The sequence below is a fragment of the Paraburkholderia sp. ZP32-5 genome (assembly GCF_021390495.1).
Classification (GTDB): Bacteria; Pseudomonadota; Gammaproteobacteria; order Burkholderiales; family Burkholderiaceae; genus Paraburkholderia.
Genome location: NZ_JAJEJP010000003.1, coordinates 242,144 through 265,932, shown reverse-complemented (window position 1 = coordinate 265,932; position 23,789 = coordinate 242,144). Strand labels below are relative to the sequence as shown.

Sequence of the window (23,789 nt, the reverse complement as noted above, 5' to 3'; positions counted from 1 at the left end):
GGCGAGGATCACGATTCAGCAACGCATGCGGCTTAAGCGTTGTTAGGCGCTGTTCTTCTTGATGTCGAACGTTGCCGTGATCGCGCCACCGCTACCGCCTTGTGCGTTCTGAACCACATACTCCTGCTTCAGACGGGCAAACGACAGACGCACTTTCTCGCTCGGACGCGACTCGCTATTGCTCACGCCCGACGGCTCGACCGCGGTGACCAGCACATCGTTCATCGTGAACTTGATGTATTCGAGCGGATTGCCGCCGGCCTTGCGCACGACGAGCTTCGCTTCGTCGATATGCTTGCCGGTCAGGCAATACTGCGTGAGGTTGGGAGTCGCACGATCGATGTAGTGCTCGAACGAAAGGTCCTCGACCGTTGCGCGACCTGCGCCGCCGCCGGACCCGATGTGCATGTTGGATTGCTGGGTAACGGCCCACGACCAGCTCAGGATGTCGATTTCGTCCTTGTGGATCGCGTCCGTGGATTCCCCATCGATCCCGTTGATTTTGAGAAAGATGTCTTGCGCCATGAAACTACTCCTTTGCGACTTGTAGGTATAAAAAAGGCTCAATGAGGTCAGGCATATTTAGTGAGCGCCTGCCTGTCGCTCAGTTTTCGGCGATCACCGGATGCCACAAAGCAAACTGCAGCCTTCGGCTTAGGCGGCCTCTTTCACGATCGGCAGTTTCGCAACAAGGCGCAACGAAACGGTCAGACCTTCGAGCTGGAAGTGCGGACGCAGGAAGAACTTCGCCTGGTAATAGCCGGGATTGCCCTCCACGTCCTCGACCACCACCTCGGCGGCGGCTAACGGCCGACGCGCTTTGGTTTCCTGCGACGAATTCGCCGGATCGATATCGACGTAGTTCATGACCCACTCGTTGAGCCACTGCTGCATCTCGTCGCGCTCCTTGAACGAGCCGATCTTGTCGCGCACGATGCACTTCAGGTAATGCGCAAAGCGTGAGCAGGCGAACAGATACGGCAGACGCGCGGACAGATTTGCATTCGCGGTTGCGTCCGGATCGTGGTACTCAACCGGCTTCTGCAACGACTGCGCACCAATGAATGCCGCGTAATCGGTATTCTTGCGATGGATCAGCGGCATAAAACCGTTCTTCGACAGTTCCGCTTCGCGACGGTCGGAAATCGCGATCTCGGTTGGGCACTTCATGTCGACACCGCCGTCATCGGTCGGGAACGAGTGGCACGGCAGGTTCTCGACCACACCGCCGCTTTCGACGCCACGAATCAACGTGCACCAGCCGTACTTCTTGAACGACCGATTGATGTTCACCGCCATCGCATAGGCCGCGTTCGACCACACGTACTTGCGATGATCGGCACCATCGGTTGCTTCCTCGAAATTGAATTCGTCGACCGGATTCGTGTTGATGCCGTAGGGCAGACGCGACAGGAAACGCGGCATTGCGAGACCGATGTAGCGCGAGTCTTCTGAATTGCGCAACGAATTCCACGGTGCGTATTCGAGGTTTTGCGTAAAGATCTTTGTCAGGTCACGCGGATTTGCGAGTTCCTGCCACGAATCCATTTGCAGCACCGACGGCGCCGCGCCGGTAATGAACGGCGCATGCGACGCCGCGGCGACTTTCGCGATTGACGACAGCAGATCGACATCGGGCGGCGTATGGTCGAAGTAATAGTCGGCTACGAGACAACCGTAGGGCTCGCCCCCCAGCTGGCCGTATTCTTCTTCGTAAATCTGCTTGAAGAACGGGCTTTGGTCCCACGCGATGCCTTTGTAGCGCTTCATCGTGCGACGCAGGTCTTCCTTCGAGACGTCCATGAAACGGATCTTCAGTTGATCGTCGGTTTCCGTATTCGTCACGAGGTGATGCAAGCCGCGCCACGCGCTTTCCAGTTGCTGGAATTCGTCGTGATGCAGGATCAGATTGATTTGCTCGGACAGCTTGCGATCGATCTCACCGATGATCGACTCGATGTTCTTGTACGCGTCGTCGGACACGGTGGCCGCCGTGAGCAGCGCCTGCTGTGCGAGCGTTTGCACTGCGCTTTCGACTGCCTCGCGCGCACGCTCGGTTTTCGGCTTGAATTCGCGCGACAGCAGCGCATTGAAATCGGATTGACTGGTTACGCTCGAGGTTTCCTCGGCTTGAATCTTCGACTGGCGTTGGGCCATTATTTCCCCACTGGTTCAGGCTCTGCTTTCTTCGGAAAGCACAAATCACTCGTTGATCGTCGGCTCGCCGGCGGACGCGGCTTGCGGCTTCAGCGACTCCGCCGGCTTCGGCGCATTTGCAAGTGCCTCGAGCAGCGCTGGGTCCTTAAGAACCTTGCTGACGAGGTTTTCGGCGCCGCTTTTGCCATCCATATAGGTTTGCAGGTTGGCTAGCTGCGTGCGCGCCTCGAGCAATTGCGCAAGCGCGCCGACTTTCTTTGCGACGGCGGCGGGCGAAAAATCGTCCATGCTTTCGAATGTCATATCGACCATCAGCTGGCCGTCATTCGTCAGTGTGTTGGGAACCGCAAAGGCGACGCGCGGCTTCATGGCCTTCATTCGCTCGTCGAAGTTATCGATGTCGATACTGAAGAATTTGCGATCGCCGACGGCGGGCAACGGCTCGAGCGGTTTACCCGACAAATCGGCCAGCACACCCATCACGAACGGGAGTTCGACCTTCTTTTCCGAGCCGTAGATTTCTACGTCGTATTCGATCTGAACCCGGGGCGCACGATTACGTGCGATGAATTTTTGAGAACTGTTGGAAACCGGCATATTGCTCTAACTTTATTCACTGAAGAAAAAGGACAAGCGGCGACACAGCAAGCTTCGAAGAAGCAGACCCGCAAAACAAAGATATTAAGTACGGGAGTTGCTGAAGGACATGGGCGGTTGCCCAAAATTGATCCTGTCGAATGGATCGCCTGGAGAGGTCGACGCTGCTCGACGAGGCAGCGGTGCGGGGGCTAACTGTCGCGAGCGTGTTTAGTCTGCTCGCGAGTCGGGCACCAGAGTGATTTCGACACGACGATTCATTTCGCGGCCCCGACTATCTGCGTTACTGGCGAGCGGACGCGTGTCGCCGTAGCCTTGAATCGCAAAGCGCGTGACCGGCAACGAAGCGTTGTCGACGAACCAGTCACGAATAGCACGGGCTCGCGCCTCGGAAAGCATCAGATTCGCGGCGCTCGTACCGACATCATCTGTATGGCCCGCAATCAGAATTCGCTTGCCCGGGTTAGCCAGAATCAGATCGATAGCGGCCTTGAGCTTGAGTTCGGCCCCTGGCTTGAGCGTGGTCTTGCCGCTATCGAATAGCGACAGGTTGTCGATCGTCACACCTTCCCGCTGAGCGGATTTCGAGCCGCTATGCGCCAGCGCGGCTAATGATGCTTCATCCTGGTACCATGCCCCGCCAAACCCGGCGGCTACGCCGCGCTTTGAGTCGGGCCGGCTGTTCATCATCCACACCGGGACGCCGATCGACGCCACCACCAAAGCGGCCGACGCCGCCACTGCGTACGACGCTAACCAATGCGGCCTCCGCTGGCCGCTCTCCGGGGTTCGCTCTACAAACGCGCGCACAGGGACCTTGGGCAGCGGCAACGGCTGTCGCTTCGGTGGTATCGGACATGGCCGCAGGCCCGTCTTGCCGTTCAGCCAGCGTGTCCACGCACCCGCGTGCGTCGGCGCATACCCGATATCAGACAGCAACAAGCCGCGCAACGACAGTGGCGCCGTATTTGCGAGCGACGAAAGAATCGACAACAGCGCGACATCTTCGAGCCAGTCGACCACCGCGTGCCCCAGCGCTCTGCGTGCGGCGAGCGCCGGTTGCATACTCTCAAGCGACGCCTGATCCAGCTGACTTCGGATCAGACTTGCAGCATGTCGCGCATGTTGAATTTCCGGCTCGGTCGTCGACGCGCCCATGACGTCGCCGAACCATATCGGACTCGCCGCAGCATCGCCACCGGCTCCGAGACATGCGTAAATCGCGATATAGCAAGGCAATGCGGCTGCGCGATAACCTTCGGTTCGATCGAGTTCATACCGCCAACGGGAAAATTCCTGACGAATCTGCGCATCGTCGCGATCGCCGTCGGGAACAACGGGCATCAGCACGGCATCTGGCAGCCGCTGATGCGAAATTTTGATCGTGGCTATCGATGCCGCCAGTTCATCCGGGGTTCTGACCAGCATCCACACTGCGTCGCTAGTGCGGCGTAACGTGCACATCCGCGCACTGCCTTCGAACGCCGCGGCGGCATATGGCCCGGCGACGAGAATCACAGGCAACTCGCGCGCTGTGTCCAGGCTTATTGCTTCATTGTTGTGGCCCGCTGGCGATCGCCTGTAGGCAAGCAGAGCAGTTGCGCAAAAAGCTGTCAACGAGACAAGGCCCAGCGCGGCAAACGACGACGGTTGGGAATCGCGTGGAATGCACAGCCACATCAGCCCAATCACGAAAAGCGTGAAGCAGACCAGCAGCGCGCGATAGCGGACTGCGAAAGTCATGATGAACGCCTGCTTCGGATGCCGCGTTGACGAGCCAATGTTCTTCGCCAGCACAGGGGCCGACGTGTCGCTACCCGGTAGTCGGCTCACCGCCAGTTTCACTCGGCGCCGACAAGCATCTGCATCGGCGCGGCCTCCGCTAAAGCCCAGTTCGAGCAGAATGCCGTATAGCTCAAGTGCCGCCTGGTCGTGGTGACGCTTGTCAAGCAATGCGTCGATACGCTCCCAGACTCGCGAGGCGCCGTCGCGTACGCGATGAAAACGCATCTGCAAGGATTCGCGCGACCATTCAGTGTGTTGCGCAAGCGGCAACGCACGCAATGTCAGTTCGTCGAGCAACACGCTTTGAGCGAGACTGGCTTCGTCGATGAGCGCCGCAGGATATTGCGCGTCCTGCATGGCCTGCCGCAATGTCTCGACCAGCGCGCTGCAGCGGGCACGCCAAATATGGATAGCTGGAATCTCGGCGCCGCCGCGCAGCAATGCTGCACACAGTGCTGTCGCTCGCACCAGCGTGGCGATTGAGTCGGACATTATTGAAAACAGATGTATTCGTCGGGCAGCATCAGGGCACTTCGACGACGTAGGTCACAAAAGTGCTTACCCTGCCCGCGGTAGCGCGCCCGGTCGCGTAATAGCTCGCGAAGAATCTTGCCGGCGTTGGATCTGTCGACGTGATCGGAATGACTCGCATCGTCGACCGATCGCCGACCTTGATCGGCGTACCGTCCGAATTCGCGAGCCTGATCTGGACATTAGAGGCCGATGTCACACCGCTAATAGACTGGGGGGTCAAATTCCCGGTTTGCGGGTCGGTCGCCGGACCGCTTTCGAAGTAAACGCGCGCACCCGTCACGTCGCTCGGGCATTGCATCGTGATGGTGAAATCCTTTTCGCCAGCCACCGCCCCTGGCGCGGCAAGCGATTGCGTCGAAACCCTTGGCAAGGTTTCCGTCATATCGGGCGAGCCAATCAACTGGCACGTCGTAGCAACATAGTTGCCCGTGAAATTGAGCCTGACCGAAGGCAAGGACTGCGCGCTAGTTGTCGCGGGCACAGCCAGCATGCCAGCCACCACGCCAAGTATCAGCCCGGCAATTCTCAGGTATTTCTCGATATGGTTCATTTCCCGACCTCCACTGTCGGCACAATCATTTGAAGCATGACGCGCGAGCAGACGTCCGCATCATGCTTCGCGAATCACTGAAGAGAACTGGCGGGAGCCACGCCTGAAGACGCATTTACAGCATGCTTCCTGGACGGCGGAGACCAGATCAGAGCCGGATCGCAACTCAACTTGATACGAGCGACAATCCCCGACTGCCGGCTCTTATCATTCTTGTTGTCCGTCTTTTCGTCCGGGATCGCATAGGGCATCACACACTGCTCGGCAGCACCCGTACCCCAGCGCACGCGCAGCTGGCCGTGACCCTCGAGGCCACGCAGATAAGCGAGGCCGCCTTGGCCAACGATGCCAACCGACTTTTCGGATTCGTCGAACAGCTCCGTGCCCATCGGCAGCGCGTGGCCTTGCGGGTCTTCGACCTCGGCGAATATAGGCGTGCCCTGGGTTGTCGCAATCTTCACTTTCACGAGTGAATTGGCGCGCGGCACCACTTCTTCACTCGTATTGCCGAGTTCAACGTCGAGCGACACGTCGCTCGGGTCGAGTGCCACCGTATTGACTCGGTAAGGCATCAACGACGGCAATACCGCGTAGCCATTGCTGTCGATGCGCGCACCCTGACCATTGATGATCCGGCCACCCTCCGCCCCTTTCGCCTCGACCAGTGCAAATGCCTGGCCAAGCGGTGGACTCAACGTCACGCCACCGCTGTGCACGACCACCGCACCGTCGGCATTGAAGGCGGCTTGACGCGTCTGGTTGCTGATCGACGCGTTGCCGTTGTAGGTGCCATATTGCCCGCGGTACATCGCATAGCCGCCCGCCGACACAGTCCGGTTGTCCGCGGAGACGATCCGCGCCGCATTGATGCCGTAGCTGACTGGCGTGTCCCCACTCGTGTTGCCCGAAGCCGTGGCCTGAATCGTGCTGTCGCCTCCCGAGGAGCGCGACAGGTTTGCGCTCAGGTAATCGAACATGTGCTTCGCATTCGAATCGACCCGTCCCAACGGGACGGTGAAATTCAAGCCGACCTGCGTGTTGATCCGCGAGTTCTGCAGACGCGAGCGTTGCGCGTACAGCGAATAGGCGATGCGCTTATACGAACTGTTGAAGCCGACCTGATACTGAAGGTCATACCCCTTCGCACTACCCCAATAGTTTTGCGAACTGCCGGCGAGATAGATCGAACTCGATTCGCCGATCGGCTGGTTGATATTCAACTGTAGACGGCTACGCATACGGTAGTCGTACAGAGCCGCGTTCCCTGCCGTACTGTTGCGCGCGTAGATCGCGTCGCGCAGGCTGTAGAAGCGCGCGGTGGAATAGCGGTACGCCGCAACGGAAAAATTTGTCTTCGTGGTGGGGACAAGCTTGCTGTAGCTAATGCGCGCGCTATAACCCGGACGACCGTTGGATACGCCAGATACATGAGTACCGGCCGCCGTCACATCCAGCGCGACCGCGCCGAGTGGCGTATTGAGGGCAAGGCCGACAAGACCAGACCAATAGCCCTCGGAAAACTGAGCGCCGGTGTAGCCAGTCAGCAGGTTCGTCATACCTCGCTGATAAATGCCCTGCGCGACCCAAGGATGCGCATCGAGCACCATGTCGCGATAGACACCCGTCGTCACGTTGAAGCGTGAAACGCCGGGTCTCAGCAACTGCGGCACGGAAGCAAACGGTACGAGAAAAGTTCGTTGACGACCGTCGGCTTCCGTTATCGTGACCTGAAGGTCGCCGCCGTAGCCGGTGGCCGGCAGGTCGCTCAGTTCGAACGGCCCTGGTGGCACGCTGGTCTCGGTCAGGATGATGTTGTTCTGACGTACCGTCACACGTGCATTGGTATCGGCTACGCCACGCACGACCGGCGCGTAAGATCTCATCGAATCCGGCAGCATGCGGTCGTCGGTGGAAACCTGTACGCCGCGCACGTTGAACGAATCGAATACGTCACCGCTCGTCGAACTGTCGCCAACCGTAAATTGGCTCTTCAGCGATGTGATGTCGTGCTGCGCAAACAGCGACACATTTTGCCAATGCGCATCCGGCGAGCGGTTCTGCCAGCTGGCCGTGGACCACTGGCGAAGACGCCAGCCATTGACATTGATCCCGCTCTGGAGACCGAGAAAGACGCTGTTCAGATCCGCGCCGCTGTTCTGGTGGCTAGCGTAGCTGGCGAGGCTGTATTGAAGGAAGCCCGCGTTGATGCCGTTATCCCACCGGGCCGGATCGACGTATCCAGCGGCTTCCCTGCGCAACTCGATCTGAGGTACCGAAAGATCGAGTTGCAGATCGGCGGTATTGAACGACGCCGCTGATCCGGGTACAGCCTCTGACAGCGGAATACACAACGACGAAGACTCCGCCGCATCAAGCTGATTTTTTCCGGCTTGCTTGAGCCGATCGACTACGCGGCTGGTATCGACACCGATTCGATCCAGCGCAGACATCGTGAAGCACGGTGCGGCAATGTCGGAACCCGGCACTTCCTGGAACAGGACTTCCAGGCGCCCACGCTTTTTGCCGTTGACGAATAATTCGAGCGGATACAAGCCCGGAGCAACCGGATTGCCTCGCGTATAGCGCGACAGATCCGCAACATTGCCCGTAAAGAATGCGGGATTGAACTCCACTTCCTGAGGAGCCTCCATCGGGGCCGCGGTGGGAAGCGGCGTTTTGGCGGCGATGTGATCAGGCGGGAGCGCAGCCGAGCCGGTTTCCGCCACCTGTTGCGGCGACTCAGGCGCCATGCAATCGCCGGCCCTCTCCACGGCTGAGCCGTCGGGCGAACACGAGGCAAACGCGGAATCCGCGGAAAACGCCCAACATCCCGACGCCATCACTGCCGCCCAAGCCAGCGGATGACACCTGAAAGGGAAGCTACCTAATACCGATCCTACTGCCGCTTTCTTATTCCGCACACCCGACATCCCGTAGTTTGACTATTGGTCTTTCCGTACTTCTGCGCGCTGTGTTGACTGAAGCTCTGCCGAATCCTTGACCGGCGTACCGAAATCATTAAGAACGGTGTAGGAGATCGTTGCAGGAGCCGTGATGTCGAGCTTGCCTTCCTCGGCAACGAAATCGACATGGCCGAACGGAGGTGCCATATCCGGCCGCAGCGAAACTTTCCTGTTTCCCGCGGACACCTCGACGCTACCGACCGATATGTAATAAGGCGACGGATTGTCTACGCGGATAACGCGTTCGCCCTTTTCGTTTGCCTCGACATGCCACGTGAGAAGCGCACGCCCCGCCGTCGGATCGTCGAGTAACGACGCCGGCCGATAGAACATCTTGATTCGGGTACGGAACGCAAGCTGGATCATGTTGCGAGAGTCCGCATCCTTAGGCTTGGGCGGGATCTCCAACACGTTCAACCAGTAAACGGATTCACGGTCCTTCGGCATATCGCCGCCGGTGAACATGATCCGCAAAGCCTGACCGCGGTTAGGTTCCACTCTGAACACGGAAGGCAGCAGCGTGAACGGCACCTTGATTTCATTCGGTGCGGCCGCGGCGTCGCCGTCGTCCAACCAGGCCTGAACAAGCACGGGACGACTATCGACGTTGTTAAGCCGAACATTGACCTCGCGGTTCTGAGCTGGATAGACGACTCGTGTTCCGGTAATCGTGACGGCAGCCTGTGCAGCGAAAGTGGCCACGCTACAAACGACCGCAGCGGCAGCCAGAATACGAAACTTCATTGAACGCATACGCCCCTCAAAGCGATCGAATAACTGGAATGTCGAGTCAGGCTGCTTTCCGAATGAAAAGCAACCCGATGTCATTCAGCTCTGAATGGCTTAGTTGTATGCCAGCGTGTAGCGCACGATTGCCGTCACGTTACCGGCCGTGGTTGCATCCGTTGCGTAGTACTGGCCGCCGTAGCTCATCTGGGCGGTATGGGAAGCGGCGTCGATCGGAACGGACGTACCCGTGCTGCCGAGCTTGATCGGCGTCATACCGTCGCGGTCCAGCAATTGGACTTCAACGTTACCTGCCTTCGAGACGCTAGCCTGATTGATGGCGTTGCGCGTATCCGGATTCATGTTCGTGGTCTCGAAATGCGCGGCAACGCTGGTCAGCGTTGCCGGGCAGCCGGACACCGAAATATCGAACATCGTTGAGCCAGCGACTCGCCCCGCAGCGTTGAGCGACTGGGTGGACAGCGTCGGCAGCAAAACCTTCTTGTCATCGTCGCCGTTGTCGATCACACAGGTTTCATCGTACAGTTCGCCAGTGAACGTGACCTGACCAGTACCGGGTGCCGATTGCGCAAAGACCATCGGTGCGACGGCCAGACCCATCATTGCGAGTATTAGTTGCGTGACTTGTTTCTTCTTCATCGATCGATTCCTCATCTTGCTATCTCAAACTACAAACCTTGGTAAAGCCGAGGTATTCAGCAATCGTCAAGGTGGAGGAATGATGTCATCGCGACGGACCACTGTTAATGGGCAGTTGCCCAAAATGAATGTCTATTTGAACAACCAGCGAAGACGCGCCGGGGCACCGGTTGGACCGGAGGCAAACCGACGAAGATGGGGAGCAGGGAAACGGGAGACGCTGTCGAAACAGGTGGAAGGTACGACGGGCGATACAGGCTACTAGCAGAACTCACGCATGATGGCGGCGAGCTCAACGTCGTTTCTGACGCCGAGCTTCTTCATGCCGGCATTTTTCTGATTGCTCACGGTCTTGGGACTACGCCTCAGCCGCTTGGCAATTGCGCCGATCGACATGCCGTCGCAGATCATTTTTACGACCGTCGCTTCTTTCTCGGACAACGCGCTGCGGGATGCGTCAATTTCACGCGTCAAGCCCACCGTGGACTGCATCTTCGCCGCGAGAGAATCGGGCAGGAATATGTTGCCGGGTCTTGCAGTACGAACCGCGGTCGCGATATTGGCAAGTCCCTCGCGCCCTTTGCCGATAAAGCCCGCCGCCCCCGCATTGAGCGCTGCGGAAATGATATAGGCGGAGCAATGCGAACTCAGAAACACAACCCGTGTGGCCGGACAGATGCGCCGGATGCGGTCGAGAAGATTGAGACCATCGGCATTGGGGTCGTCTTCGAATTCGTAGTCGCACAGAAGCACGTCCACCGGAATTTCGGCGAGCTGGTCGAGCAGATGGTCGATGCTCTCGCTCTTGAAGCAGATCTCGATATCCGGACACCGCAACATGATGTGTTCGACTCCCAGCAGAATGAATGGGTGATCGTCGGCAATACCTAGTCGTATCTTTTTCACTTGTACTCCAGAATCGGGCTCATGAAAATTTCGGCAGGGCAACCGCTTGCACACACTTTTCTACTGAACAGCGACGCCTCTTTACATCTACCCAGGAGCCTGACGATCGTCATGAAGTCAGGACAGGATTCGTTCTCCGTGATGTTCAATGTGTTGCTGGAGGCAACGGCTTATGCCAGCGCCCGACGCAACGTAAATGACCTGCGCAAGCGGTGCGAACACGATTGTTCGCCCGTGTCGGCAGGAGTTTGAATTGACCCATCGGATGTGCGCCGGCATTATATGATGCGCTGCGAATGGGCAAGCTTAAGACGAATCCTATATCTGCGGATATCAGTCCATCGCTCAGTCAACGCACGATCAGAAACTTCTTCGTTTCCTAATTGCTGCCCCGCTGACTCAATTCTTTACGCACGGCGACACGGCTAGTCACCGACGCGACACCAGGCACCTCCTTCGCAACGCTAGTCGCAAGATCGACCTGCTCCGCGCTCGGCACGCTGCCCGTCAACGTCACCGCACCGTTATTCGCGCGAACCGTCACGTTGCTCGCGCGCAACCCGCGGTTTTTCGCGCTTCTGAGCGCGCGGCGAACGTCTCGCGCGAGTTGCCGGTTGGCCGTCCTGAGTTCGGCGTCGGTTTGCGACGAAGCCGTCACCGCCTGCGCCGCCGGGTTCGAGCCGGCTGACTGCGGTTGCGCGTGTGCATCGAAGCAAGCCAGCACGACTGCCGTCGCGCCAATCAGCTTCAGCCATTGCTTTGCGTTCATTTCCTCTCCTGTCGTCCATGGCCGGATGACATCGACGATGACTCCGGCAATTAATCGGTGATGCGTTCTACGATAGATAAGACCGTGCGAATGCCCGTGCATCGTCGCGCCGGCCGCCGCCCCGCTCCAACCCACAACCCTCTGCTCAGAACAGGTGATAGATACCGAGCGAAGCCGTCATCGGCGTCGTGCCCAGCTCCGACGACGCGCTGCCGGTCTGAAGCGGCAATGGGTTGCTGTTCAGAATCACGGTGGAAATACCGTAGTTGCGGATAAAGCCCGCGCGCGCATACAGCGACGTGCGCTTCGACAATGCATAGTCGTAGCCGAGCATCACACCGAGCGCGGAATCCTTCGCCGGGTCGCCGTCGGCATCGTGCACGCCGGAGGTATCGCGATAGACCACCGACGCGCGCACTGCATGACGTCCCCACGGCACCGTCGCGCCGACCAGCCACGAGCGCGCGATGCCGTTGCCTTCGAGCTTCGGCGCGACCTGCGCGAACGCGGCCGACAACACGTAGCTGCCGACGTCGTAAATCGCGGACACGCCATAGATATCGTTGCGCACGGTCTGCACGCCCGCCGAAGTCTCGACCGGCGCACTCCACACCCGGTTGTACGCGCCCGACAGATACCACGTGCCGTTCGTCCACGACGCGACGACGCCCTGGTTCGACGCATTCGGCGACACGCCCGGCTGACCGTTGAACGCGTACAGGAACGTCGCGTTAAAGCCCATGACGCGCGGCGTGGTCCACGTCGCGGCATTGCTCTGGCGCACCAGCACCTGACTCGAACCCGGCCCGAGATCCGCGTTATAGCCGACGCCCTTCGGCGTTTGCACCGCACCGCCGGCGAGCCATGTGACAACCGAGTTCGTCGTCACTTCGCCGAACGGATCGATGACGAGAGGCAGGTTCGCGGTCGGCTGCAAGCCGAGACGCACCACGCCCCACGTCGCCGAATTGAGGCCGACCCACGCGGCGCGATCGAACAGCGTATTGCTCGTGCCGAGCGCGCCGTTGTTCGCCATGAAGCCGTTCTCGAGGTTGAATTCCGCCTTCAGTCCGCCGCCGAGATCCTCGCGGCCGAACAGACCGAATTGCGACGTATGAACGCCGCCGCTCTGCGTCTGCCAGCGTGACGTGCCGCTCACGCTCTGGAAATTGAGCCCCATGTCGACGGCGCCATACAGCGAAACGCCGTTCTGCTGGATCGCGCTTTGCATCTGCGGCCAGGAGCCCAGCCATTGCTGAAGATACGAATCGGCCCATACCGCGTGAGAAAACAGCGCCACGGCCGCGGCGCAAACGGTCTTTTTATATTTCATGTGAGTCCCCGATATGGACGTAGTCTTGCCGCCGGCCTGGCGGCACGCCGGGCCGGCGAAATTCGAATTGGCAAAGAAGCGGTAAAGAGAAGCGGTGAAGGTCAGACGCTCAGGTATTGCTCGACGAGCCTCGCCCAGTAAGCGACGCCGATCGGCAGCGCCTCATCGTTGAAGTCATAGCCGGGGTTGTGGATCATACAACTGCCGTGCCCCTCGTGGCCGTTGCCGAGCGCGACATAGCAGCCCGGCACTTTTTCGAGCATCCACGAGAAATCCTCGCCACCCATCATGCCCGGCGGCAACGGCAGGATGTTCTGCGCGCCGACCACCGCGGCAACCGCGTCGCGAGCGCGCGCGGTTTCTTGTTCCGTATTCATCAGCACCCGCGTCACCGGCTGGTAGTCGATCTGCACGCTGATGCCGAAGCTGGCCGCCTGGCTTTCGACGATCTCGCGCACGCGCTTTTCGATCAGCGTCTGAATGTCGGCGTTCAGCGTGCGCACCGTCAGCAGGATCGTCGCGGTGTTGGGCACGACGTTGTGCGTAGTGCCGGCCTGGATCGCGCCGACCGTGAGCACCGCGGCATCCGCCGGCGGCACGTTGCGCGCGATGATCGTCTGCAGCGCCATCACGATGCTGGCGGCCGCGATCACCGGATCGCGGCTCAGATGCGGCATCGCCGCGTGCATGCCTTTGCCGGTCAGCGTGATCGTCACGACGTCGCCCGATGCCGCCATCGCGCCCTGCTGCACGATGAACTTGCCGACCGGTACGCCCGGCGCGTTATGCAACGCGTACACCGCATCGCAGGGAAAGCGTTCGAACAGTCCTTCCGCCATCATCCGCACGGCGCCGCCCTGACCTTCCTCGGCCGGCTGGAAAATCAGATTTAGCGTGCCGTTGAAGCGGCGCGTCTGCGCGAAGTAATGCGCGGCGGCCAACAGAATGGCCGTGTGGCCATCGTGTCCGCATGCGTGCATCTTGCCGTGAACCTTGCTCGCGTACGGCAAGCCGGTGTCTTCGATGATCGGCAACGCGTCCATGTCGGCGCGAATGCCGATCGCGCGCGTGCCGTCACCAAGTTTCAGACGCCCAACGACACCTGTGCCGCCGATGCCCTCGGTCACTTCGTAGCCCCAGGCCGTCAGTTTCGCGGCGACGAGGCGGCTCGTTTCGACTTCCTCGAATCCCAATTCCGGATGCGAATGGATGCCGCGGCGCAGTTCGACGAACTCGGCCGCGTGCTCAGTGATGATCGGATCGATATGGGGGTGATGGGACAACGCCGTCTCCTCTGACAGACTCGCTTGACACGCGCTTGATAACGGCCAGCGCGAAGTGAGAGCCAGTCTATGAGATCGGCGGCGAATAAAAACATGATAAAGTTTTATATCAATAACTGTTAGTTATAGTATTTACCCTAAGGTAATAATCAAGGTGGCAACTTAATGGCGATCAAACTTCATCAGCTTCGCGCACTGGTGGCCGTCGCGGAGGAAGGCACGATCGTCGGCGCATCGCGCGCGCTGTTCGTCAGTCAGCCGGCGGTCACCAAGGCGATTCGCGAACTGGAAACCGATATCGGCATGTCGTTATTCGGCCGCAGCGTGAATGGCGTCGCGCTGACGCAAGCCGGTGCATCGCTGTTGCGGCATGCGCGGTTGATCGTCGAAGAACTCGGGCGCGCCGAGCAGCAGATGGCGATGGAAAGAGGTGCGCTGGAAGGACGCGTGACGATCGGCGTGACACCGCTCGCGGCACTCACGTTATTGCCCGATGCGTATGCGCGGTTTCGTCGGGACATGCCGCACATCACGGTCGAATTCCTCGAATACACCGCGAAGAAACTGCAGGAACAATTGCGTCAGGGCTCGCTCGATTTCGCGCTGGCAGCCGCGACGGAGTCGGATATCGATGCGTCGATCGCATATTCGGAGCTGATGACTTTTCCGCTTGCGTTCGCGGTGCGCGCCAACGGAGCGCTGGCAAAGGCAACGTCGCTCGCCGATCTGTGCGACGCCGAATGGGTCCACTCCGATACGACCGACGAATACCCGCAGTTCGTCGTCGATCTGTTCAACCGGCAAGGTCTGCCCGCGCCGCGACGGATCACGCGTTGCACGTCACAGTCGCTGATGTATAGCCTCGCGATCAGTATCGACGCGGTGATGGCGTGGGCGTCGCACACGCTCGAACTGGTCAACACGATCGGGCATATGAAGAAGCTCGACTTCATCGAAACATCGCGGGCGGCGAGACTGCATCTGATGCAACGCGAAGGCGCGATTCTCACGCGGCCGGCCGACTATTTCATCCGTTGTATCCGCAACGCCGCGAGCATGTGAGCCACGGCGAGGCTTGCACCGTGCGCTCGCGCTATTCGTCGATCATCGGCCGCGCGTTCAGGCTGGCTTTTCTGCAGTCGGCGCACACACCAAACAGCACCAGTTGGCGTCCCGATACGTCGAAATCGAATTCGATCGCCACCGCGCGCTGACGCGCTTCGATCTGTTCGTCGAAGAACTCGCGAATACCGCCGCACGACGTGCAGACGAGGTGATCGTGCGGCTTGCCATCGTTGAGTTCGTAGACCAGCCGGTCTTCACCAAGCGCTACGCTGCTGAGCAATTTGCCATCGACGAGCAGGCCCAACGCGCGATAAAGCGTACCGAGACTCATATTGCGCGTCTCGCCATTCAGGCTTTTGTAAACCTGCTCGGCGCTGAAATGCTCGTGCGCGTGCTGATGGAAAAACTCGAGCACGAGCACACGTGGAAGCGTGGGCCGCAAGCCGGCTCGCTCCAGAATTCGGTGGATGTTCATTTATGTAATGGCAACACGAGCCATGCGGTCGAGCCGCGGAAATACGCGCCGTCGCCAGTCGATACGAAGCAATGACGCAAGGCCATCGTCTGCGTCGGCGGACCGGCAGCGGAGCAACAAACTATGGAAGCCGCGCGCTTAAGGGAACCTTAAGCGGCGAGTGGCGCATGCGAAGAAACGCGCAGTGCGAAGCGGAAAAGCGGAGAAGAAGGGAAAGGGCCGCGCATCAGACCGGCAAATGCGATCAGCGCGGCGAATAAGATATCCGGTCGCCCGGATAACTAATCAGACGAAAACTCAGATGACGATCGTGCCGGTCGCGAGACCGACCAGCGCGGCAATCGCGCCGCAGACCGCGACAGCGAAAATGATCCACTCCGCTTTCGAGAACACGCGCAGCCCACGCTCGCGTTTGGCAAGCACGTACAGCACGGTGCCGGGCGTATAGAGCAGCGCCGATAGTGTCAGGAATTTGACACCACCCGCGAACAGCAGAAAAGCCGTGTACAACGTCGCGATTGCCGCGATCAGATACTCCTTGCGCAATGCGCGGCTCAACGCGCCGCTCGCGTCACTCGACGCGCCACCGCCCTGCGCTCTGTCATGGCGCGCGGCCTTGATGCCGTAGGCGGCGACGAGGAAGTACGGTATCAACGCCATCGAACTCGTCAGATTCAGCATCAGCGCAAATGCGTCGTTCGACCAGTACGTGCTGACCACGAACATCTGCACGACGCTACTGGTGAGCCAGATCGCCGCGACCGGCAGCTTGCGCGCGTTCTGCCGCGCGAAAATACGCGGCATCGTCTCCAGCCGCGCGGCGGCAAACAGCACCTCGGCGCAAATCAGCGACCACGCGAGGTAGGCGCCGAGAATCGAAATGATCAGCCCCACGCTGATGAACACGACGCCGAATGGACCGAGCAGCGCGCCGAGCACCGCGGCCATCGACGGCTGGCGCATCACCGCGATATCGGCGCGCGGCAAGGTCGCATAAGGCAGCAGCGTCACGAGGACCAGCAGGCACAGCACGGTCACGAAGCCGGTGATCGTCGCAGTACCGACGTCCGAGCGCTTCTTCGCGTAGCGCGAGTACACGCTCGCGCCTTCGATACCGACGAACACGAACACCGTGACGAGCATCGTCGCCCGTACCTGCGAAAAGAGTCCCGCGCCGATTTCCGTGCTGCGTTCCCCGAAATTCAAATGGAACATGTCGGCGCGAAACAGCACGATCAGCATGATGATGAACAGCACGATCGGAATGATCTTCGCGACCGTGACGACCGTGTTGATCATCGTCGCCTGCTGCACGCCTCGCAGCATCACGAAGTGAAACAGCCATATGCCCACTGACGACACGATGATCGCAATCGCCGTATTGCCGTTGCCGAATACCGGAATGAACGCGCCGAGCGTCGACTTGATCAACACCCAGTAGGACACGTTGCCGAAGCAACCAGCCATCCAGTAGCCGAACGCGGACAGGAAGCCCGCATAGTCGCCGAAGCCCGCTCTCGCGTAGGCGAACACACCGGCATCGAGTTCGGGCCGCCGCTCGGCAAGCGCCTGAAACACGCGTGCCAATGCATACATACCGATGCCCGCCACGCACCACGCGATGACCGCGCCGAACGGCCCGGTGGCGCGCGCAAAGTTGCGCGGCAACGAGAAGATCCCCGCACCCACCATCGACCCGACGACCATTGCGGTCAATGCGGGCAACGACAGTTTGGTCTCGAGCTGGGTGGTCATCGTCATCCTTGATTGAGGCGATCGGCAAACGGCGCGCCGTTACCTGCTGTCACCGCGGCCTTTCAGGCGGTCTTTCCAAGCGGTCTTTCCAGCGGCGCTCGCGGTGCGTTGCGATGGCTCACTGCGAAGCGGGTGCCGGCACGCTGGCCGTAGCGGGCACCGCTCCCGCCGGCGGCTGCGCGTTCGCCGCAGCCGGCGGATTTGCGAGCCAGCCGCCGCCCATCGCCCTGAACAGCGCGAACTGCGCCTGCAGCTTGCCGACCTCTTCCCTCACCTGCGACGACTGGCTTTCGAGCAACGCCACGCGCACCTGATCGATATCGACACGGCCCGTATCGCCGACTTCGTAGCGACGTTGCACCTGGCTCAACTGCGTGGTGCGCCGCGTGACCTCTTCGTTGCGCGCCTTGAACAGCTCGTCCTGCCGGTTCAAACGCGCGAGCGCGCGTTCGACGTCGTAAAACGCGCCGAGTGCGGTCTTCTCATACGCGAACATCGCCTGCTGCGCCTGTGCATCGGACGACTCCACCTGCGATCGCCGCGCACCGAAATCGATCAGCGGCATCGCCATCGCCGCGCCGAACAGCCAGAACGTGCTCGGCCCGAGGCCTTGACCGGCGATCTCCCAGCCATTACGCGCGAGCAAGCCGCTCAGCGACACGGTCGGCCAGTAGTTGAGTCGCGCGACATCCGATTGTCTGACCGCCGCATTCACACGCGCCTGCGCCGCGATCAGATCGGGACGCCGCATCAGCAGATCGACGGGTTGGCCGGGTTCGATAGCCGGCAGCGCTGTCATCAACGTATCGCTGTCGTCGAGAATGCCGGCGAATTCCGCCGGCTGCACGCCGCACAGATTCTGCAGATTGAGCCGCGCCTGCGCGATGCCGTTCTCCACCTCCTGCAACCGCGCATCGACTTGCGCGCGGCCGGCGCGCGCCGCTTCGATGTCGGTGCTGAGCACGAGGCCCGCGGTAAAGCTCTTCTGTGCGATCTGCACGAAGTCGTCCGCGATCACGCGGCTCTGCTGAAGGATCGTGCGCTGACGCAGCAATCCGCGATACGTGACGTATAGATCGGCGACACCCGAGACCACGCTCAGACGCACTGCCTCCGCATCGCCTACCGCCGCGCGCGTCTGTTCGCGTGCCGCCGACAGGCGTGCCCGGCCCTGCCCGAACAGGTCGACTTCCCATTGCGCCTGCAAGCCGACACGCCAGAACTGCGCATCGGTATTGTTGATGCCGAGAAATTCCTGAAACTCGAGCTGGGTCTCGCCGCCGTGATACTTCGCGCCGCTCACGCCCGCGCCCACCGATGGCAACAGTTGCGAGCGTGCCGCGCGGATGCCGGCCTGCACCTGGTCGACCCGCGCGTAAGCGGTCGCGATGTCGAAGTTATGCGCGAGCGCCAGCGCCACCAGCTTGTTCAGCGTCGGATCGTTGTACTGGGTCCACCATGTCGCAAGATCCTGCGCGGACATCGGCACGGCTGCGCCCGCTTGCGCCTCCGAATACTGCGTGGGAAGCTCGGCGGGTTTATCGAGCTGCAACGACCCGCAACCGGCTTCGAGCAGCAGCGCCGCGATGGCGAAATGGTAAGAGCGCGCGCGGATCATTTTGCTTCCGGGTGTTGGCCCGGCTCCCATTCCGCTTGCTTGATCGAGAACAGCATCGCATACAGCGCGGGCACGGCGACCATCGTGAGCACGGTGGCAAACGCGAGGCCGGCCATGATGGTAATCGCCATATCCTTGAAGAAAGGATCCCATAACAAAGGCGCCATCCCGAGCGCGGTCGTGCCAGCCGACAACATCACGGGACGCAGACGGCTCATCGAGCCGTGCGCAACCGCCTGCATGCGCGGCACACCGGCGGCGATCTGATCGTCGATCTCCTGGACCAGCACCACGCCGTTCTTGATCAGCATGCCGATCAGGCTCAGCAAACCGAGCAGCGCCATGAAGCCGAACGCGCCGCGGAACGTCAGCAGGCCGAGCGTCACGCCGCAAATCGACATCGGCACCACCAGCAGCACGACGAGCGCGGGCTTCAGGCGTCCAAACATCATCAGCACCAGCAGCGCCATGCCGATAAAGCCGAGCGGCAACTGACGGAACAGGCTTTCCTGCGCGCGTGTCGACGATTCGTGCTCACCACCCCATTCGAAGCGATAGCCGGGCGGCAGCTTGATGGACTCGACGCCGCGGCGGATGCGGTTGAATGCGTCGACACTGTTCTGCCCGTAGATCGGATTGGCCGATACCGTCAGCGTGCGGATGCGGTCCTCGCGCGCAATCTGGCCTTCCTCCGTGCCGACCGTGAAGCCGTCGACCACGTCGCCGAGCGGCACGTAGCGGCGCAGCCCTGTGCTGAAGACCTGGAGATCCTGCAGGCCCGCAACGCCGCGCGTGTAATCGGGCGAACGCAGCACGATCGGCAGCAACTGATCGCCTTCACGATAGATGCCCGCCCTCAGACCTTCGGTCGCATAAGCCATCGTGTCGCTGACCTGCCGGCGCGTGACGCCGAGTGAACGCGCGCGCGATTCGTCGAACCGCGGCCGCACGATACTGATCGGATTCTCCCAATCGTCGCGGATCGCGATGATCCGACCGTCCGCCTTCAGCACGTCCTGTGCTTCTTGCGACAAATGGCGCAGCACCACCGGATCGGGACCGGAGAAGCGCGCCTGGATCGCCGCGCCTCCACCGGGTCCAAAGTTCGGGCGCGTCACTGTCCAATGCTCCTCGGGGAAGCGCTTCTTCAGATCCGCTTCGATGTTCGGAATCATGTCGTCGATGATCCCCGCGTTCTTCGCGCCGACGATGAACTGCGCGTACGACGGATCGCGCGTCTCGGGATCGTAGACGAGGAAAAAGCGCGTGGCGCCCGAGCCCACGTAGGTCTGCACGTTGGTCACGCCCGTGTGCTTGAGCAGCAACTGCTCGACCTGACGGCTCTTTTCATCGACCGCGCGAATATCGGCGCCGCGTGGCAGGCGCATGTCGACGTAGAAGATCGGCGTGGTCGATGCCGGGAAAAAGCTCTGCTCGACGAAGCGGAACGCCCATCCCGCCAGCACGGTCAGCACAACGAGCACCGCTACCACGAGCACACGCTTGCCGGTCACCCATTCGAGCAAGGCCCCATAGCGTTGATAGAGCTTCGATTTGAATGGGTCTTCGTCGATGATGTCGTTAGCGCGAAACAGATAAGTACCGAACAGCGGCGTCAATCCAATCGCGATCACCCAGCTGAATAGCAGCGAGATCGCGGCGACGGCGAATAGCGACGCGCAGAATTCGCCGACCGAATCCGGCGACAGGCCGATGCCCGAGAAAGCCAGAATCCCGACCACGGTCGACGCGAGCAGAACCCACTGGCTCTGTTTGAGAATCTCGGTCGCCGCCTGCAGATGCGACATCCCTCGCTGCACTTTCACGAGCATGCCTTCGACCACCACGATGCTGTTGTCGGTCAGCATGCCCATCACGATGATCAGCGCACCGAGCGAAATACGCTGCAGCTCGATGCCGGCCGCGTACATGACCAGCAGCGTGCCGAGAATCGACAGGAACAGTTCGACGCCGAGCACCACGCCCGCGCGCCAGCCAAGCCCGATGCCCAACGCCACGCCGACGATCGCGACGGACAGCAGCACGTCGAAGATAAAACCGCGCACGCTTTCGTCGACCACCTGCGGCTGATCGTAGAGCGAATGCAGCTCCATGCCGATCGGTCGATCGCGTGCCAGTTCGACGAGTCTCGCGTTGATTTCCTCACCGACTCTCACCACGTTGACCCGAGGCCGCGCGCTAATGCCGATCGTGACCGCGGGGTGACCGTTGTAACGGATGATCTGATTCGGAATCGCCGCATAGCCGTGGCTCACCTGAGCGATATCGCCCAGCAGAAGCGGTCCCGGTGTATTGCCGACCGGCAGCGAACGGATGGCCTGCAGCGAATCGAGCGAGCCGGTCGGCGCAATCCGTAGTTGCAGATCGCCGACCCGCTCGCGACCCGCCGGGCGCACCTCGTTCTGCAGAAACAGGGTTTGCGTGAGATCGTCGGTGGACAGGTTATTGGCGATCAGTCGCGACTGGTCGACGTCGACCGAAATCTGTTCCTGCTGGTTGCCGGCGATCACGATGTCGGACACGTCGTCGAGTCGCAGCAGTTGCCGGCGCAACTCGCGTGCGTAGTCATAGAGTTGTGCCTGCGTGTAGCCTTCGCCGGTCAGCGCGTAGAACATGCCGTAGACGTCGCCGAAACGATCGGCCACGATCGTCGGGCCGGCGCCGGGAGGCAGCCGCACTTGCGCGTCGGACACGGAGTTGCGCAACTCGTCCCACACCTGCGGCAATTGCGCCGACGTGTACTGGTCGCGAATCTGCACGCGGATTTCCGAGTAGCCCGGCATCGAGCGCGAAGTCAGCTTTTCCATCTGCGGCATCTGCTGGATCGCGCTTTCGAGCCGGTCCGTCACTTCCTGCTCGACCTCGTGCGCGCTCGCACCCGGATAAAGCGTGACGACGACCGCGGTCTTGATCGTGAACTTCGGATCTTCCAGACGGCCGATGTTGTAGTACGCGAAGATGCCACCCAACAACGAGATGAGTGTCAGCACCCACGCGATCAGCGGCTTTTCAATAAGGGGGCGCGCGAGATTCATTGAGGAGCATCCATCGGACGGACCGCCATCCCCTCTTTCATGAACTGTGAGCCGCCCGCCACCACGCGATCGCCCTCCGCCACCGCGCCCGCGACGACTGCATCGTCATTGCGGATTTCGCGCACGTTCACCGGCACCGCATGCACGCGGCCGGACGCGGCATCGTAGCGCCACAGACTGCGCTGACCATCGGCACCGATCGACACGGCGGCCATCGGAATCGCAAAGTACGCGTTATCGGGCTGCGCGACCTGGCGTGCGGTATCGGATATCTGCACGCGCAGCGCCATGCCGGGGAACAGCATCGCGCTTTGTTGTCCGTTGACGGAAAAAACCAGCCGATAGCCGGATGAAGTCGGACTGGTTTGCGTCGTCCGTTCGCGGAAGACCAGCGGGAAGCGGTTCTGCGGCTGCTCGGGCAGCCATGCTTCAGCCCGCAACGTCTTGTCGACCAGCAGACGCTCGGCGATGCTCTGCGGAAGATCGACGCCGATATCGACGCGGCCGATGTTCTCGAAGTTGAACGCCGGCATGCCTGCCTGCACGGTCTGCTCGATCTCGATGTTGCGGCGCGCGAGCCGGCCATCGAACGGCGCGACGAGCCGTGTGTTGCGCAGATCCCGGTTGGCCAGATCGCGCGCCGCGCGCGCGGCATCCGTGGAGGCCGACAACTGCTCGTACGCCGCTTGCGACAGGATGCCGTCCTTGCGCAGCACCGCCTGGCGCTTCAGGTTGTCGCTCAGCTGCTGATACTGTGCATTGGTGCGTTCCAATTGCAGCTTGTAGGGCTCGTCATCGAGACGCGCGATCAGTTGCCCGCGTTTTACCGACGCCCCTTCGAGCACCGCGATCTGCACGACGCGGCCCGACACCTCGAACGCGAGCGGTGAGATGCTGGTCTGCTCGACCCGCCCGGTGAAGATACGAATGGCCGACGCATCGGCGGGCTCGACCTTGGTAAGCTGCACGGCCGGCCTTGTGTCACCGCTAGCGGTTTCGGCCCGCCGTTGACAAGCCGACAGTGAAAGCGCAAGCACACAACAGATCGATGCGACGCCGGCTAATCGAAGAACCGGCCCTGCCTCGGGACGTTTTGCGTTCATGACGTTCTCGGCTGACTACTGGCGCAACCCATGTCGTACGCACGCAGGCGATGCATCTCTCGATCCGGCGAACGCTTGCTTTACAGGCTGCTCAGGAATTCATAGGGATCCGTAAAAAGCAGGTGGATCATCGTGCATCCGCAACAACATTCAAAGCAAGGTCACGCACGGGACACGCACCATCTGTCTAGTCGTTGCGCACCGTCGTTCAAAAACAGTGTATTGGTATCTATCGTGTTATGGCTACCGGAACTCGCGCGGCGTCTGTTTCTTTTTTTATGACGACTCGTCGCATCAAGACCGGGGCCGGTCCGTTTCCACTTCCCAAACAGCTTACGGCTATACGATGAGGCTACTGGAAAGATTGCTGGTTCGAGCAACAGGACAATGATCGGAACTGAGCTTATCGGACGTCTGTTCTCACTATCGAACTGCTTCGTAGCACTGGCGAAGA

18 protein-coding genes are annotated in these 23,789 nt (G+C 60.6%); 1 reads left to right on the top strand and 17 read right to left on the bottom strand.

Annotation, left to right across the window (positions count from 1 at the left end):
• Positions 1 to 42: 42 nt before the first annotated feature.
• The 12 genes from L0U82_RS33820 to L0U82_RS33765 form a co-directional block, all read right to left on the bottom strand.
• Positions 43 to 525, bottom strand: coding sequence for an Hcp family type VI secretion system effector (locus L0U82_RS33820; RefSeq protein ID WP_233837989.1), 483 nt, complete (start codon positions 523 to 525; stop codon positions 43 to 45).
• A gap of 129 nt (positions 526 to 654) precedes the next feature.
• The gene (tssC, locus tag L0U82_RS33815; protein ID WP_233837988.1) at positions 655 to 2,157 is read right to left on the bottom strand and encodes a type VI secretion system contractile sheath large subunit; all 1,503 of its coding nucleotides are present in this window, start codon (positions 2,155 to 2,157) and stop codon (positions 655 to 657) included.
• A 45-nt stretch (positions 2,158 to 2,202) separates the two neighbouring features.
• Positions 2,203 to 2,754 (bottom strand): type VI secretion system contractile sheath small subunit, encoded by a 552-nt coding sequence (gene tssB, locus L0U82_RS33810; protein ID WP_233837987.1) that lies wholly within the window; start codon positions 2,752 to 2,754, stop codon positions 2,203 to 2,205.
• A gap of 210 nt (positions 2,755 to 2,964) precedes the next feature.
• Positions 2,965 to 5,031: a DotU family type IV/VI secretion system protein gene (locus L0U82_RS33805; protein ID WP_233837986.1), complete on the bottom strand. Its 2,067-nt coding sequence runs from the start codon at positions 5,029 to 5,031 to the stop codon at positions 2,965 to 2,967.
• 31 nt (positions 5,032 to 5,062) lie between these two features.
• On the bottom strand, positions 5,063 to 5,623 hold the full coding sequence (locus L0U82_RS33800) for a fimbrial protein (protein ID WP_233837985.1): 561 nt from the start codon (positions 5,621 to 5,623) through the stop codon (positions 5,063 to 5,065).
• Positions 5,624 to 5,697: 74 nt separating this feature from the next.
• Positions 5,698 to 8,274: a fimbria/pilus outer membrane usher protein gene (locus L0U82_RS33795; RefSeq protein ID WP_233837984.1), complete on the bottom strand. Its 2,577-nt coding sequence runs from the start codon at positions 8,272 to 8,274 to the stop codon at positions 5,698 to 5,700.
• A gap of 291 nt (positions 8,275 to 8,565) precedes the next feature.
• A complete protein-coding gene (locus L0U82_RS33790) occupies positions 8,566 to 9,339 on the bottom strand; it encodes a fimbria/pilus periplasmic chaperone (RefSeq protein ID WP_233837983.1) in 774 nt (257 codons plus the stop codon).
• A 90-nt stretch (positions 9,340 to 9,429) separates the two neighbouring features.
• A complete protein-coding gene (locus tag L0U82_RS33785) occupies positions 9,430 to 9,972 on the bottom strand; it encodes a fimbrial protein (protein ID WP_233837982.1) in 543 nt (180 codons plus the stop codon).
• A gap of 261 nt (positions 9,973 to 10,233) precedes the next feature.
• Positions 10,234 to 10,878 (bottom strand): response regulator, encoded by a 645-nt coding sequence (locus tag L0U82_RS33780; protein WP_233837981.1) that lies wholly within the window; start codon positions 10,876 to 10,878, stop codon positions 10,234 to 10,236.
• Positions 10,879 to 11,257: 379 nt separating this feature from the next.
• Positions 11,258 to 11,647: a BON domain-containing protein gene (locus L0U82_RS33775; RefSeq protein WP_233837980.1), complete on the bottom strand. Its 390-nt coding sequence runs from the start codon at positions 11,645 to 11,647 to the stop codon at positions 11,258 to 11,260.
• A gap of 145 nt (positions 11,648 to 11,792) precedes the next feature.
• On the bottom strand, positions 11,793 to 12,980 hold the full coding sequence (locus tag L0U82_RS33770) for a porin (RefSeq protein ID WP_233837979.1): 1,188 nt from the start codon (positions 12,978 to 12,980) through the stop codon (positions 11,793 to 11,795).
• Between the two features lie 101 nt (positions 12,981 to 13,081).
• A complete protein-coding gene (locus tag L0U82_RS33765; RefSeq protein WP_233837978.1) occupies positions 13,082 to 14,263 on the bottom strand; it encodes a M20 aminoacylase family protein in 1,182 nt (393 codons plus the stop codon).
• Between the two features lie 165 nt (positions 14,264 to 14,428).
• Here L0U82_RS33765 and L0U82_RS33760 point away from each other — a divergent pair, with 165 nt between their 5' ends.
• Positions 14,429 to 15,325, top strand: a complete 897-nt coding sequence (locus tag L0U82_RS33760) for a LysR substrate-binding domain-containing protein (protein WP_233837977.1) — start codon at positions 14,429 to 14,431, stop codon at positions 15,323 to 15,325.
• Between the two features lie 31 nt (positions 15,326 to 15,356).
• Here L0U82_RS33760 and L0U82_RS33755 read toward each other — a convergent pair whose 3' ends face one another.
• From L0U82_RS33755 to L0U82_RS33735, 5 genes are all read right to left on the bottom strand, one after another.
• Positions 15,357 to 15,803, bottom strand: a complete 447-nt coding sequence (locus L0U82_RS33755) for a Fur family transcriptional regulator (RefSeq protein ID WP_233837976.1) — start codon at positions 15,801 to 15,803, stop codon at positions 15,357 to 15,359.
• Between the two features lie 297 nt (positions 15,804 to 16,100).
• The gene (locus tag L0U82_RS33750) at positions 16,101 to 17,558 is read right to left on the bottom strand and encodes a basic amino acid/polyamine antiporter (RefSeq protein WP_233837975.1); all 1,458 of its coding nucleotides are present in this window, start codon (positions 17,556 to 17,558) and stop codon (positions 16,101 to 16,103) included.
• Positions 17,559 to 17,676: 118 nt separating this feature from the next.
• Positions 17,677 to 19,176, bottom strand: coding sequence for an efflux transporter outer membrane subunit (locus L0U82_RS33745; RefSeq protein WP_233837974.1), 1,500 nt, complete (start codon positions 19,174 to 19,176; stop codon positions 17,677 to 17,679).
• Positions 19,173 to 22,232 (bottom strand): efflux RND transporter permease subunit, encoded by a 3,060-nt coding sequence (locus tag L0U82_RS33740; protein ID WP_233837973.1) that lies wholly within the window; start codon positions 22,230 to 22,232, stop codon positions 19,173 to 19,175. Before L0U82_RS33740 ends, L0U82_RS33745 begins: the two co-directional genes overlap by 4 nt.
• Positions 22,229 to 23,200 (bottom strand): efflux RND transporter periplasmic adaptor subunit, encoded by a 972-nt coding sequence (locus L0U82_RS33735; RefSeq protein ID WP_233837972.1) that lies wholly within the window; start codon positions 23,198 to 23,200, stop codon positions 22,229 to 22,231. Before L0U82_RS33735 ends, L0U82_RS33740 begins: the two co-directional genes overlap by 4 nt.
• Positions 23,201 to 23,789: the final 589 nt, after the last annotated feature.

Bases quoted from the DNA above. Each gene is read 5' to 3' on its own strand.
- L0U82_RS33820 (WP_233837989.1), bottom strand. From the start codon at position 525: ATGGCGCAAGACATCTTTCTCAAAATCAACGGGATCGATGGGGAATCC.
- tssC (WP_233837988.1), bottom strand. From the start codon at position 2,157: ATGGCCCAACGCCAGTCGAAGATTCAAGCCGAGGAAACCTCGAGCGTA.
- tssB (WP_233837987.1), bottom strand. From the start codon at position 2,754: ATGCCGGTTTCCAACAGTTCTCAAAAATTCATCGCACGTAATCGTGCG.
- L0U82_RS33805 (WP_233837986.1), bottom strand. From the start codon at position 5,031: ATGTCCGACTCAATCGCCACGCTGGTGCGAGCGACAGCACTGTGTGCA.
- L0U82_RS33800 (WP_233837985.1), bottom strand. From the start codon at position 5,623: ATGAACCATATCGAGAAATACCTGAGAATTGCCGGGCTGATACTTGGC.
- L0U82_RS33795 (WP_233837984.1), bottom strand. From the start codon at position 8,274: ATGGAGGCTCCTCAGGAAGTGGAGTTCAATCCCGCATTCTTTACGGGC.
- L0U82_RS33790 (WP_233837983.1), bottom strand. From the start codon at position 9,339: ATGCGTTCAATGAAGTTTCGTATTCTGGCTGCCGCTGCGGTCGTTTGT.
- L0U82_RS33785 (WP_233837982.1), bottom strand. From the start codon at position 9,972: ATGAAGAAGAAACAAGTCACGCAACTAATACTCGCAATGATGGGTCTG.
- L0U82_RS33775 (WP_233837980.1), bottom strand. From the start codon at position 11,647: ATGAACGCAAAGCAATGGCTGAAGCTGATTGGCGCGACGGCAGTCGTG.
- L0U82_RS33770 (WP_233837979.1), bottom strand. From the start codon at position 12,980: ATGAAATATAAAAAGACCGTTTGCGCCGCGGCCGTGGCGCTGTTTTCT.
- L0U82_RS33760 (WP_233837977.1), top strand. From the start codon at position 14,429: ATGGCGATCAAACTTCATCAGCTTCGCGCACTGGTGGCCGTCGCGGAG.
- L0U82_RS33755 (WP_233837976.1), bottom strand. From the start codon at position 15,803: ATGAACATCCACCGAATTCTGGAGCGAGCCGGCTTGCGGCCCACGCTT.
- L0U82_RS33750 (WP_233837975.1), bottom strand. From the start codon at position 17,558: ATGACCACCCAGCTCGAGACCAAACTGTCGTTGCCCGCATTGACCGCA.
- L0U82_RS33745 (WP_233837974.1), bottom strand. From the start codon at position 19,176: ATGATCCGCGCGCGCTCTTACCATTTCGCCATCGCGGCGCTGCTGCTC.
- L0U82_RS33740 (WP_233837973.1), bottom strand. From the start codon at position 22,232: ATGAATCTCGCGCGCCCCCTTATTGAAAAGCCGCTGATCGCGTGGGTG.